General features: G+C 36.4%; 10 protein-coding genes and 3 pseudogenes. 9 read left to right on the top strand and 4 right to left on the bottom strand.

The window, feature by feature from the left end:
• Positions 1-101: 101 nt before the first annotated feature.
• Both FTT74_RS00275 and FTT74_RS00270 read right to left on the bottom strand, forming a co-directional pair.
• The gene (locus FTT74_RS00275) at positions 102-899 is read right to left on the bottom strand and encodes a hypothetical protein (protein ID WP_179988442.1); all 798 of its coding nucleotides are present in this window, start codon (positions 897-899) and stop codon (positions 102-104) included.
• A 13-nt stretch (positions 900-912) separates the two neighbouring features.
• Positions 913-1,215, bottom strand: a complete 303-nt coding sequence (locus tag FTT74_RS00270; protein ID WP_179988443.1) for a hypothetical protein — start codon at positions 1,213-1,215, stop codon at positions 913-915.
• A gap of 1,051 nt (positions 1,216-2,266) precedes the next feature.
• On the opposite strand from FTT74_RS00270, the gene FTT74_RS13855 reads away from it, so the two are divergent.
• Positions 2,267-4,441, top strand: coding sequence for an AAA family ATPase (locus FTT74_RS13855; RefSeq protein ID WP_257221814.1), 2,175 nt, complete (start codon positions 2,267-2,269; stop codon positions 4,439-4,441).
• Between the two features lie 12 nt (positions 4,442-4,453).
• A pseudogene (locus FTT74_RS00260) lies at positions 4,454-5,736 on the top strand (McrC family protein).
• A 979-nt stretch (positions 5,737-6,715) separates the two neighbouring features.
• On the opposite strand, the pseudogene FTT74_RS00255 reads toward FTT74_RS00260, so the two are convergent.
• Both FTT74_RS00255 and FTT74_RS00250 read right to left on the bottom strand, forming a co-directional pair.
• Positions 6,716-7,114, bottom strand: a pseudogene (locus FTT74_RS00255) (Fic family protein); the annotation flags it as partial.
• A 30-nt stretch (positions 7,115-7,144) separates the two neighbouring features.
• A pseudogene (locus FTT74_RS00250) lies at positions 7,145-7,336 on the bottom strand (integrase core domain-containing protein); the annotation flags it as partial.
• 677 nt (positions 7,337-8,013) lie between these two features.
• Between FTT74_RS00250 and FTT74_RS00245 the strand changes: the two are divergent.
• The 7 genes from FTT74_RS00245 (at position 8,014) to FTT74_RS00215 (ending at position 12,979) form a co-directional block, all read left to right on the top strand.
• Complete coding sequence (locus FTT74_RS00245; RefSeq protein WP_019836270.1) at positions 8,014-8,634, top strand: beta-ketoacyl synthase chain length factor; 621 nt, start codon at positions 8,014-8,016, stop codon at positions 8,632-8,634.
• Complete coding sequence (locus FTT74_RS00240; protein ID WP_019836269.1) at positions 8,628-9,431, top strand: 1-acyl-sn-glycerol-3-phosphate acyltransferase; 804 nt, start codon at positions 8,628-8,630, stop codon at positions 9,429-9,431. Before FTT74_RS00245 ends, FTT74_RS00240 begins: the two co-directional genes overlap by 7 nt.
• Positions 9,424-9,684 (top strand): phosphopantetheine-binding protein, encoded by a 261-nt coding sequence (locus tag FTT74_RS00235; protein WP_019836268.1) that lies wholly within the window; start codon positions 9,424-9,426, stop codon positions 9,682-9,684. The genes FTT74_RS00240 and FTT74_RS00235 overlap by 8 nt, the downstream gene beginning before the upstream one ends.
• Before the next feature lie 9 nt (positions 9,685-9,693).
• Positions 9,694-9,942: an acyl carrier protein gene (locus FTT74_RS00230; protein WP_019836267.1), complete on the top strand. Its 249-nt coding sequence runs from the start codon at positions 9,694-9,696 to the stop codon at positions 9,940-9,942.
• Positions 9,939-10,493: a hypothetical protein gene (locus FTT74_RS00225; RefSeq protein ID WP_019836266.1), complete on the top strand. Its 555-nt coding sequence runs from the start codon at positions 9,939-9,941 to the stop codon at positions 10,491-10,493. Before FTT74_RS00230 ends, FTT74_RS00225 begins: the two co-directional genes overlap by 4 nt.
• Positions 10,494-10,567: 74 nt before the next feature.
• Complete coding sequence (locus FTT74_RS00220) at positions 10,568-12,229, top strand: AMP-binding protein (protein ID WP_179988444.1); 1,662 nt, start codon at positions 10,568-10,570, stop codon at positions 12,227-12,229.
• 15 nt (positions 12,230-12,244) lie between these two features.
• Entirely contained in the window at positions 12,245-12,979 is a 735-nt protein-coding gene (locus tag FTT74_RS00215; protein ID WP_019836264.1) for a glycosyltransferase family 2 protein, read from the top strand.
• Positions 12,980-12,992: the final 13 nt, after the last annotated feature.

Below are 12,992 nucleotides of genomic sequence, written 5' to 3'. Positions count from 1 at the left end.
AAAAAGACTTATACTTTTCTATCTTTCATTAACTTTGGATAAGCCACAAGGAAAGTCGTTTTATCTCAAAAGCATGTTAAAGCAACTGTGAGTTAGGGTTATTATAAGTCATTTAAGTTCAGCTGCTCAGGGCTATGCCAATTATATTTATGATGTCCGAATGATTCTTTGATGTATGCGATATGGCGCAATATATAGCTTTTACGATCTAACCATTTGAGTAAGCGCATATCGTCATGATGTATATCAACCCGTTGTTGTAATAGCTCATGGTAAAACACTCGGACATCACGCGGCATCGTTTGTAAAACAATTTGCGGTGGCATGGTTTGCAAAGGATGGGGAAGTCCTTTGCAAGACTGACTCTCAATAGCAATTGTTTGTGTCTGGGTGAAAGGATAAGTCTCGGCTGCTATCCCAATTTTCATTTTTGATTTGGAAGTAGAGGGGATAGCAGGGCTAACCGTCTGTACAACATGGTTTGCGGTCTGTTTCGAGCATTCTAAGCTTTGTGTCATAGACTCAGTAGATACATCTTCTACTTGACCGATTTTAGGGCTAAGTTGCTGTTTTAACTTCTTATAGTCAATCGCATAGTAGTTTGTTTGCAACCATTTATTTTTTGAGAGTTTTTTAACTAATAATATTCCATCCTGTTTTAATTTACTGATTACACGTTTGATTGTGGAAACACTATAAAAGCCCAATGTTTCCACCCATTGTTCATAACTGTGAAAAAAATATTTTTTACTTTGATGAGTTTTTGTCTCACTGTTTTGCAAACAGTAATGTAGCTTTTGTAAAAAAGTAGCGGCTGCCATGCCGTACGCTTGAGCAAGCGTAGGGCTAGCAATCAGTGGATAATCACCTTGAACAAGCAGTTTGTTTGTCTTAGACATTGGTTATAACCACTTATTTAAAAGTTTGGTGTGTATAAGCTTGTGCCTGACTGCGAGAGGTACGTCGAGTCCATTCTTCAGGATATTCCTGCTGAATATCAGCGTCATTTGCAGACCAGAAAGCCTGTTCTTGTGCTTCTAACAGTCGTTGTTGGTTGAGGTCATAATTGGTGTTTTCAGCACGATCAAGTGCGATATAAATATCAAGCAAAGATTGACGTTGTTGTACGGAAAGATTCTTGCCAAGTTCAACAATGAGTTGTTGTGCAAGATTTTTTGGCGTGCGTGTGTTTGTACCATTGAATTGAGTTTTCATAGTCGTTTCCTAGATAAGTTTTTTACTTACCAACATCACATCTCACTATGATGGTGGCAGCTTAACAGGGGTGAGAATACTGAATCTAGGATCAGCCAACCTTTCGGTTGCCCTGCCAAGCTGCCATAACGACTGCTTAACAGTAGGCAAAAAAATAGCCGCAAGTGCGACATTTAATTGCACCTAGATTATATCAGGTTCTCACGCCTGAACGCAGATTTTGCTGCGTTGTAGTTAGATTAGACTGGATTAAAGTGTGGGTCAAGGCCCATTTATTTAACTGACTAAAAAGTAATCAATAGTATAGTTTTTTGATTTTTAAAATAAAATTGCATTGCAAGGCTGTATAAAGCATGAGAGTTGGAGCGCTTAGATAGAAATTTATTATTTATTTTAATGTTTAATTTTAATATAGATGACCCGTTCGTTTTGGACACATGGATCGGGTTGATATGGAATAATTGATGAGTTTAATTTGAGCTAATGCAGAGCAGTGATGGTTTACGATGTGATTCTATTTAAATACATGCTTACTTGTTCTGCCACCATTAATTGACAGTCAAGCGGCAGAATTTCTTTAATTTAAAGGAATTCCTCATGAAGCATATTTCAACACAGCACCTTTATAAATCAAAACGTCATCTTAGTGTAAATCTAGTATCCATGTGAGAACACTCGCTTGTTTCTCGCATTTGCTACACGCTAATTTTTAATAAATAACAAATAAAAATCTAACTTTAGGGACCTCAATTAGTTGCTGATAGGAACTACTTTATATAAATCAGATAGTGGGTATATCAATTGAGATGCTTTGATGAAAACTGAAATTCAATTGATCATTGGCACTCGTTACCCGTATCGTCTGGAAATTATTCTATATAATGAAATTCAGCGTAAATAAGGCTGATAAATTGGATCATCGATGTGCTTGGGTGGTGCTGAGTAATTTTTTTAGGTGAAAAAAACACGGGCGAAGAAAGAAGTTTAAAAATTGCAACGTTCTCATGCGTGGGCACGTTTTTTTGTCGTATATACGAAATAGAGGGTAAAAATGAATTATTGGATGTTAGGAGCTGACTGGGATGGTGATGATCAAACGCAAAATTTCATTCAGCAAGGGATTTGGCAAAACGGATATACCGATAAATTTTTAAACACAGTTAATCGCGTCAAAGTTGGCGATAAAGTCGCAATTAAAACAGTTTATGTACAGAAGAATGGCTTGCCCTTTAACAACTACGGCTGTGATGTCAGTTGTATGAAAATCAAAGGCATTGGCGAGGTGACTGAAAATCCAGGTGATGGACGAAATTTAAAAGTTAAATGGCAAACTTTAGAAAAAGAACGATATATCTATCTATATACTTATTGGCATACCATCATGCGAGTTGCTCGCCCATTCGTAAAAGAGTGGATATTTGATGAAGTTCCACAAGACTATACAGAATTAGAAGATATTTATAAGAAAAGAGCGGGGATCGTGGGAGATGAATTGTCAGATGAACAAATATTAAATCACTTTAAAACAGTCGATAATTATATATATGTTGTCCAAAATGAAGAACATAAAACGCTCTTTTTAAATCTGGTTCGTTTTATGCACCGTATTCCGCTTGATTGGTGGATTACACAAAATGATAGCCAGCATCAAATTCGTTTCGGAGAAAATAAAAGCTATAACGGTGTACATAGCACAAATCGTATTTTGGGCTTCTTAGATTTCAAGCCTGAAGGCTTGTTTTTGACATCGAATCAAGATGATTTTTTCTCTGCACAAGAACGAATTCAGTTAACACCTGAATTATTTAATGAGTTAATAAAAGGCGATTTTATAGCAATTGATAAAGCACGAGAGCCTTATGTAGGTTATCTACCGAATGATTATGTAGAAATAGAGATGAACAAAAATAAAATGAACGGAACTTCCGAAGAGAACAAAGAATTAAACCGTATTCTATTTGGCGCAGCAGGAACAGGTAAAACTTATCACAGCATTAATCATGCCTTATCTATTATTGAAAACATATCTCTCGAAGTTTTAGAACAAGAAGATCGCACGGCGCTGAAATTACGTTTTGATCAATACAAAGAACAAGGTCAAATTAAGTTTGTCACTTTTCATCAAAGTTTTAGCTATGAAGATTTTGTAGAAGGTATACGTGCCGAAACTGATGATGCAGGGCAGTTACGCTATGAGGTAAAGCCGGGTATATTTAAGGAAGTTTGTGAAGATGCCCAAACAGAAATAGATGCGAAGCAAAATAATGTTCTAGCACCGATTGAAGCGAGTATAAATCAGGCAATCGATAAACTCATTTCTCAGGCTAAAACAGAGGAAATGATTTTTCATACTAAACGTGGTGCAGAAATTAAAGTATCAAGTAATTCAGCAGGTACGTTATTCGCTCTTACATCTACGGGTAGTAATATCACTTTATCTATTAGGCATATTCGTAACTATTTGAAGAAACAAAGTGACATTATTGTGGATCAAAAAAGTTATGAATGGGCAATTGCAAATTCATTACGTTCAGAAGTTGAATATGCAAATTCTATTGAAAAAGTAAAACCTTATGTTCTCATCATCGATGAAATCAACCGAGGCAATATTTCACGTATCTTTGGTGAATTGATTACCTTAATTGAAGAATCAAAACGGGCAGGTGCAGACGAAGCCTTATCAGTGACCTTGCCATATTCCAAAGAAGAATTTTCAGTACCAGATAATGTCTGCATTATCGGCACGATGAACTCATCTGACCGTTCACTCACAGGTTTAGATATTGCGTTGCGGCGTCGATTTACCTTTATTGAAATGCCACCTAAGCTAGAGTTGTTAAATGAGGTCGTGGTAGAAGGTTTGAATATTGGAAAGCTATTAGAAGTTATTAACCAGCGTATCGAAGTGCTTTTAGACCGAGACCATTGTATTGGTCATGCCAACTTTATGAGTTTAAAAACGAAGCCTACGCTTGATCATTTAGCGAAGATATTCAAACAGAAAATCATTCCGCAACTTCAAGAATACTTTTTTGATGATTGGGCTAAGATTAATATGGTGTTAAATGCTAATGGGATGTTAAAACCTCAAGCTGTTGTACGCTCATCGCTCTTTCCAAACGTCAATACAGATTCAGAAAATTTCTTTGAAGAACAAAAAACATGGCACTTGGTAGAGACGGCGTTTGATTCGATTGATAGCTTTCACAAGATTATCAAGCATTAATCGGGGATAGATATGCCTGATTTTACCATCCGCGAATATGCCTTCATTAGCGTTGCTAATGAGGGTTGTCCTGACTCAAGCTTAGACCATGCCTTTATTCCTGAAAAAGCATTTGAACATCTTTGTGAGCTTTCAGCTTCTTTTTCTAAGCACGGCGCAAAAGTATTTGAATTGGCAGGACGTAGGAAGCTTAAGCTAGACCAATATGTAGGGGTGATTGAAACGCCGTGTGGTACGCGTTTAGAAATTTTACCGAAGCATGTAGAGCTAAATGGCACAAGTGATCAAGAGATTATTTTACAAGAGCGCAGACTTCTTCAAAAAATGCTAAGTGTTTCTCTGCATTTACCATATAGGGAAGCAGGAATCGCGAGTTTAAATCACTTTAGACAGCCATTGCATGAATGGATTATGACGCAGTTTCTTGCGTCATTTGAGCGCTTGGTGCAACGTGGTCTACGTTTTGACTATAATCGTGTGCAAGAAGAACAAAAATTCTTACGTGGGCAATTACAGCACGTGAAATATATGCGTCAGTCACCTGCAAAAAACATATTTTTCCAATTGAACATGATGTTTATGAAGTCAATCGTCCTGAAAACCGTTTGATTCGTACAGCATTAGAAGTGGTGTGTAAAAAGACCAAAGATCCGAACAACTGGAAATTAGCATAAGAATTACGGTTGATGACCAGTGAAATACCACGAAGCCAAAAGGTTCAGCAAGATTTTAGACAATGGCAGTCAGGGCGTTTACTTGCTTTATATGCTGAGATCAAACCTTGGACGGAATTGGTATTGGGTGAATATATGCCTGTGTCTACACAAGGTGACTGGCGTGGTATGAGTTTATTGTTCCCAATGGAAAAGCTGTTTGAGCACTTTGTAGCTTATCATTTGCGCCGTGGATTGTCTGAATATGAGGTTAAAACACAGCATGCGACAGAGCATATCTGTGAGCATCAGCAGTCTAAAATATTTAAGTTAAAGCCTGATATTTTTATTGATTGTTCTCAAGCGAATGCAAATAACATCGTGTTAGATACTAAGTGGAAGCTCATTGATCAGAATGACCGTCGCGGACGTTATGGTTTAAAAGACAGTGATATTCAGCAGATGTTTGCATATAGCCACTATTACCTGAAACATGAAAGTGAAGTGATTTTAGTGTATCCATATCGAAAGGATAAGTTTGATCGACCTTTGGATGATTTTTGCTTTAGACATACAAATGTTGCAAAGCTTCGAGTGGTGCCGTTCAATTTAGATGAACCAGAAAGTTTTAAAATTATTTAAAGTGAAGTCCGTGTGTTAGGTACAATTTTTTGTACTATAGTCATTTTTATGGGGCTTAAGTACAATTTTTTGTACTTAAGCCCAAGTATTGATTTCACTTATTTTAAAGTTTCTTACCTTTTTAAATTCACCATCAGCCCTTTGGGCTGATGGTGAACGTTGAGAGAGTTTCGGCAATACTCACCCTAAGAGCTTGCAAAAAACTGCTCGCCCTTAAAGTATTGCCATACACCAAATTTGGGCTGACGGAGCCACGCATCGGTCGTATCTATGCAAAGGGTAATTGTGCTTTCCCTTATAGGCTGAGATTACGATTCACACACCGCATCGACACGTTCTCAAACCGATTAGATCACTTTTCTCTGCGAGGGTTTCCCCAACATACAATTTAAAGCATCACTAAACTACTCATCACGTTGTTGCTTTGTCGACTTCCCCTAGTAGCAACTTAATGTCATTTGACATACTACAAGACGCTAGCGTCACTTATTCCTCCACCCATCTTGCAATCGTAAAGAAAGTGCGATCTTTAACGATGAGTGGAGGCTAGCAAAATAAAAAAAATTATTTTTCAAAAGTAGGGATTTTGATGAAAAGTTGTATTTTATTTTTTTAAATTATTTCCTAGTTTCTGGAGGTAGTACGCATTTCTATATTTAAAAAATATAGTAATTTGTGGTTAAGATGTTGATTAATATTAATTTAATTATGATTATTGAGTTGGGGGATATCCAAGACAGATGGGTTGAATGGCGGCATTACTATCATTAGATAAAACCACATTTAGCCTTGAAAACTGAAATACCGATGGGTGATCAATTTGGAAATTTCTGTGCCATATAATTTTCACCCTGATACGAGGGTGCGGATTAAAACGGGTAACTGTCAGATCAGGCTTTAAGCTAGTACACTTTAAAAAACGCAGTACCTGCGCCCTACAACTATCCTTTTTCTGAGATGGATGTATATTTCTCTAGTCTTAAATTCCTAAAACTACTTTATATGGTTTAAATCCGTCGAGTACTGCATTTGAAACCAATTGAATAAATGTTTCAGTTTTCCCATAAGTCATCCATTGATCCAAAGCTTCATAGTAAGCCAGTCGATTATCAACAGTAATGACACAAGGTGGATAGCCTGCTTTAAGCAATTCTAAATTCATCAAAAGACGAGATGTGCGACCATTTCCATCAATGAAGGGATGAATACCAACAAAATCGGCATGTACTTTAGCAGCACGCTCAATAGGATGAAGCTTGTGTGCTTCACTGTTATACCAGTCTACCAATTGAGCCATTTTGTCATTTAACAAAGTATAGTCAGGTAGAGTAGTGCTTGCGCCTGATATTAGGACGTTTTGATGACGATAATGTTTGGCTCGATGTAGTCTTTCATGGTTGTAATGCTACAGCCAATTTATCGCATAATTTTGTACTTCATCCAGAGTATTAAATAAATGTTTGCTTAGCCAAATATAACGTATGGTGTGGTTAAAACGTTCAATATATGCATTCTACTGTGGTTGATCAGGTTAAATATATTCAATAGGAATACCTTGTTCAGTTGTACAGCGTACAAATTCGTGACTAATAAATTCTGGTTCAAGCAGCACTGCTGTTCAAGGATTTATGCCATGTTCACGGCAAAGGGCTGCAACAATTGTACTAGACTCCGATTGTTTCAAGGTGGACATGATCTAGCTGTCAGTGAATTTAGATGTTTATGTATAATCTCATGCTTGTATCTTAAGAGAAAACTCTGCTTTTGCATCCTATTATTTTTTAGGGGGATTACCACCAAGTAATTTTAATAAATATTTTTAGATATCTATGTCGATTGGATTAGATTTATTTTAATAAAAACCAATAGTTAACTCTGTTATTTGTTTTAAATAACTTATTGGATCCAATTATCATTAGTTGGATGAGGCTTTGTTGCACAAAGATTTCATAACTATATGATTTTAAAAGTTTTGATTATTTTTTGATCCAAAATTAAATTTATTTAAATCAGATGCTTACATATTTATGCAACAAAGTCGTTGGATGATAAACATTATAAGAACGGGTTTTAAATAAAGTGATGGTTAGATCTAGCACTAAAGCAAAATTTTCAAAGAGTAGCTGACTTAACTTGCATTCTTTATAGATTGCTTTTATTAAAAATCAATGCATCCTAATAAGGAATGTATTTTTTTGTAAGTGAATATATTAGATGTTATAATTTTGAAAAATTTTAAAAGTTTATGTTGATTGTTTTTGTGGGGTTTGGGTGGGCATGATCAGATTACATGTAGCAGACTTAATATGTAGTCAAGGAGATACAACATATTGTGCCTTGGATTATATTCCTGCCATGCAACGCAGACGTCTATCCCCATTAGCAAAACTTTCAATAAATAGTGCTATTGAAGCTTTAAATGGCCATAAAGCAGATTTTATAGTATGGGTGTCTCAGTATGGTGATGAGCATAAAACATTGAAAATTTTAGAAGATGTTTTAAGTGATCAAACTCCATCCCCAACCCAATTTTCAACTTCAGTTCATAATGCGATTTCGGGTTTATATTCTATTTTATGTCAGGATTCTACACCTGCAACTAGTTTGGCAGGAACATGGGCTGATGGGTTAATCGAGGCGTATATTTGGCTAAAAACAACAGCTAGCGCTCGGAATGTTTTGGTTGTTTATTACGATGAAGCCTTGCCTGAAATATATATGGAACATCAATCATTTACCTCTCTTGCAATGGCAGCTCTTATATCATTGGAATCAGCAAATCTGGTATTGAAATCAAACATCCTTACTGATAATCCTGCTTATGAACAAGCTTTAGCATTTAATAATTTTTGGAAAAATAAAGAACAAACTGAATTTGATATGTGGGAAAAATGCTGAAATTAAATCGGATGAAGCAAAAAGCTAATTATGTATGGCGCATTGGTGCTACAGGATTGAGTTTTGCTAGCTTTGGTTTAGGTGGAATGGCCATTGGCGGTGTTATTGCTCCAATGGTGAAATTGAGTTCACAAGATCCTGATGTACGCAAACAACGTACACAAAAGGTCATTAAATATAGTTTTAAGGGCTTTACTGAAATGATGGTAAAGCTTGGAATTATGACCTATAGCGTGGAAGGTTTGGAAAAACTTCAACAAAGTCAGCAAGAACTAGTAATTGCTAATCATCCAACTCTGATAGATGTAGTTGTATTGATTGGTTTAATGGAGCAAGCAAACTGTGTCGTGAAACAGGCATTGTGGTCAAATCCATTTACTAAAGGACCTGTACAAAATGCAGGTTATATTTTAAATGCGGGTTCTGAACAATTTATTCAAGACTGCGTTCAGAAACTACAGCAAGATAATGCTGCATCATTGTTGATTTTTCCAGAAGGTACACGCACAGCTAAAGGGGAGCAATTAAATGAGTTTCAACGTGGTGCAGCCAATATTGCGTTAAGGGCTGGTGTGCCGATTCGACCTGTACTTATTACATGTACGCCATCGACACTCACCAAAAACGAAAAATGGCATCACATTCCTGAACGACCTTTTCATATACATGTAAAAGTTTTGGATGCGATCCGAGTGGAGGACGTGCTGGATGATGTAGCAGTTAATCCAAAAAATGTACGTCAATTAAATCAACAATTACAGTGGTTTTTTAACCAAGAGTTATCCGTAAATGAGTAATCTTGCTAATGAGTTAAAGCAAATGATTATTGATGTTCTTGTTCTTGAGGACATCAGTATTGATGATATTGATACAAATGCACCTTTATTTGGTGATGGTTTGGGATTAGATTCAATTGATGCTTTAGAATTAGGTTTGGCTTTAAAAAAGCGCTATGGTATTCATTTGAATGCAGAGTCTGCAGAAACCAAAGAACATTTCAAATCAATTCAAAGCTTAGTTGCTTTAGTTGAAGCACAAAAAACAGCATAAGAGGTTGCTATGCTTACACAAGAAACTGTATTAGAAAAATTACGTGAATGGATGGAAGAATTGTTTGAAATTTCACCTGAGGATGTTCAGTTGGAGTCAAATTTAGCTTCAGATTTAGATGTTGATAGTATTGATGCTATTGATTTGGTTGTAAAGATTAAAGAGTTGACAGGTCGTCAAGTTAATCCAGAAGATTTTAAAAATGTACGTACTGTGCAGGATGTTGTGGTTGTAATTCAGAATATGTCTGCTGCATGAAAAATATTTTAAAAGGGGTAGTTGTGGTTGGATTAACCCTCTATCCTTTTTTTGTAGCTTATGCTTTAACCAATGAGTTGTTCATTTGGGTCAGTGTATTGTTGATCGCTCTTGGATTTCTTCGCTTATTAAGTAAAGGCAATACTTTACTGTGGCCTTTGACAGGGTTTGCTATTTTATGCGGCGCACTTAGCTTAACTCTAAAAGAGCATATATGGTTGAAGTTATATCCTGTTTTTATGAGTTTAGGGGCATTATTCATCTTTGCAGGAACTTTGATTAAACCACCTTCTATGATTGAGCGTTTTGCGCGTTTAGTGGAGCCTGAGTTACCCTCCGAAGGAGTGAGGTGGACTTATCAAGTGACAAAGGTTTGGTGTGTTTTTTTTGGCATTAATGCTGTAATTGCACTAATCACAGTTTTCTTTGCTCCTATGGAAATTTGGGTGTTGTATAATGGATTAATTTCTTATTTGTTGATGGGTATTTTGTTAATTGCTGAGTTTATATTGCGTAAACGTCATCAGCAACGACATCAAACAAGGAAGTAGTTTTTTATAATTGCGTTAAGTGAGTTATCTAAGAATACGGATAGCGACTAGAAATACGGTTTAAATTTTATTTTATGTCTTGTCATTTTCAACATCATCTTCATTCCTCTCATGTACTGTGCATACAAGCAGATCTGAGTTTGATATCTTTTCAAGAGTTTTGGTCAGACGTGGCTGAGCAAGCAGCTCAAATTGAACAATTGAAGGAGTCAACATGGGCTCTATGGGAGCAAGATAGCTACGAATTTTTAGTGTTGTTGTTTGCTGCATTACAAGCTGGCAAGAGTGTGTTGTTAACTCCTCATCGAGTTAGTGATTTAGAAAATGAATTGGCTTCTCAACAAATTTACTTTTTGAAGCGTCAGCTTCCAACAGCTATTCCAATTGCTAAACTCCGATTTGATGATGAGTTTTTAAAACAGGCGCAGCTATATTTTTATACCTCTGGTTCGACAGGGCAACCTAAAAAAATTCCACGCACATTAAAACAACTATTCAATGAGGTCTGTGGTTTAGATGCTAGCTTCGATTTACCAGAACAAGTCGTGGCGATTGCTACGGTCAGCCATCAACATATTTATGGCTTACTTTTTAAGTTGTTATGGCCGTTAGCGAGCGGACGTAGTTTCTACCAAAAACAAGTAGCTTTCCCTGAAGACGTAGTTGCTATTCAAAAGAAAATAGCGCATCTGAATTTACCAAACTATTTAACTTCTAGTCCTGCTTTATTGAAGCGTTGGACCACAGATGTTTTATTGCAAGATTGCAATATGGTCTATTCTTCAGGTGGAAAGTTGGATGACGGAGTACGTCCTTTTCTGAATTGTCTGGTTACTGAAGTTTTTGGAAGTTCGGAAACAGGAGGGATTGCTCATCGTCGGGAAGATGGTGCTCTATGGACACCTTTTGCTAATGTTGAAATTAAGAGCGCAGAGCAGCAAGAACTAGCTGTAAAAACTAATCATGCTTTTAATCTAGATTGGATTTTGACTGGGGATAAGGTTCAGGTAATAGATGTTGAAGACTCTAAAAGCTCATTCAGATTAATGGGGCGTTTAGATCGTATTGTAAAGCTAGAAGAAAAGCGTTTAAGTTTGGATGCAATTGAAGAAAAAATTGTACAACTTGATGAAATTCAACAATGTCATGTCTTAGTCAATGAAAAAGAGCATCGTCAAATTTTAGCAGCGGTAGCTGTATTAACAGAAGATGCACGTGATAGATTGAAGGAGGTCGGAAAAGTTACGTTCATTGCGCAGCTAAAAAAGCAGTTGCAAAAAAAGCTAGAAAGCATCGCAATTCCAAGACAGTGGCGTTTCTTAATGCAAATGCCACAAAATTCACAATCAAAACTGAATAAGCAGTATTTAAAGTCTTTATTTCAGCCAATGCGCTTGCCTGTAGTTCTAACACAACAGTCTTGCGATACATATATTACTTATAGTTTAGAGTTCATACCAGAACTTGAATGCTTTAAGGGCCATTTCCCAAATTTCCCAATTTATCCAGGTGTAGGGCAAATTGGTTTTATTCAATATTTGGCTAAACAGAATTGGGGCGATTTACTGTGGTGTAATGGCTTTGAACAGCTAAAATTTCAAGAGCTTATTCAACCTTATCAAGTGGTGGAATTGGTATTTAGTCGTAAAGCAAATAAAGTTAGCTTTGAATTAAAAAATGATGAAAAAATATTAGCTTCAGGACGTTTATTATTTGCTGTTACTTCAGAGTCTTAAATTGGGGTAAGGGATATGAAATATTGCTTTGTGGTTCCTGTTTTTAATCACCCTCATCATTTGGCTGCATTATTGTCGCATTTGAGTGTTTTTGAGTTGCCGATCATTATGATTAATGATGGTAGTGACATAGCTTGTACAGAAGTTCTACATCAACTCGCGATGGATTATCCCCTCGTGGATTTGGTAGAACATACTCATAATATGGGGAAAGGACAAGCTGTAATGACTGGCTTAAAACATGCTTTTGAATGTGGTTTTAGTCATGCTTTACAACTTGATGCTGATGGTCAACATGATTGGCAGGATGTGAAAAACTTCTTAGAGACCTCGTACAAGCATCCAGAGGCTATGGTTATTGGCCAACCAATATTTGATGAAACTGTACCAAAAAAGCGCTTATATGGTCGATATTTAACGCATATTTGGGTGTGGATTAATAGCCTGTCTTTGGAAATCAAAGACAGTATGTGTGGTTTTCGTATTTATCCTTTGGTCCAAACAGTTCATATTTTGAATACTGCAAAATTTCAACCGCGGATGGGTTTTGATTCTGAGATTTTGGTACGGTTAAAATGGAAAAATGTTCCTTTTATTAATATACCAACACATGTTATTTATCCAGAAAATGGCATTTCACATTTTGATATTTGGCGTGACAACATCGGTTTGGCACGTGCACATAGCCGATTATTTTGTGGAATGTTGATTCGTTTACCTCAATTGATTTATAAAAAAATCAAAGACTAAGCGAGTCGAACAA

The organism is Acinetobacter sp. YH01007 (genome assembly GCF_013420425.1).
Lineage (GTDB): Bacteria > Pseudomonadota > Gammaproteobacteria > Pseudomonadales > Moraxellaceae > Acinetobacter > Acinetobacter towneri.
This window is presented reverse-complemented; position numbering and strand designations above follow the sequence as displayed.

Excerpts from the sequence above, each read along its gene's own strand:
- FTT74_RS00275 (WP_179988442.1), bottom strand. The coding sequence starts at position 899 with ATGTCTAAGACAAACAAACTGCTTGTTCAAGGTGATTATCCACTGATT.
- FTT74_RS00225 (WP_019836266.1), top strand. The coding sequence starts at position 9,939 with ATGAAAAATATTTTAAAAGGGGTAGTTGTGGTTGGATTAACCCTCTAT.
- FTT74_RS00230 (WP_019836267.1), top strand. The coding sequence starts at position 9,694 with ATGCTTACACAAGAAACTGTATTAGAAAAATTACGTGAATGGATGGAA.
- FTT74_RS00220 (WP_179988444.1), top strand. The coding sequence starts at position 10,568 with ATGTCTTGTCATTTTCAACATCATCTTCATTCCTCTCATGTACTGTGC.
- FTT74_RS13855 (WP_257221814.1), top strand. The coding sequence starts at position 2,267 with ATGAATTATTGGATGTTAGGAGCTGACTGGGATGGTGATGATCAAACG.
- FTT74_RS00240 (WP_019836269.1), top strand. The coding sequence starts at position 8,628 with ATGCTGAAATTAAATCGGATGAAGCAAAAAGCTAATTATGTATGGCGC.
- FTT74_RS00235 (WP_019836268.1), top strand. The coding sequence starts at position 9,424 with ATGAGTAATCTTGCTAATGAGTTAAAGCAAATGATTATTGATGTTCTT.
- FTT74_RS00245 (WP_019836270.1), top strand. The coding sequence starts at position 8,014 with ATGATCAGATTACATGTAGCAGACTTAATATGTAGTCAAGGAGATACA.
- FTT74_RS00270 (WP_179988443.1), bottom strand. The coding sequence starts at position 1,215 with ATGAAAACTCAATTCAATGGTACAAACACACGCACGCCAAAAAATCTT.
- FTT74_RS00215 (WP_019836264.1), top strand. The coding sequence starts at position 12,245 with ATGAAATATTGCTTTGTGGTTCCTGTTTTTAATCACCCTCATCATTTG.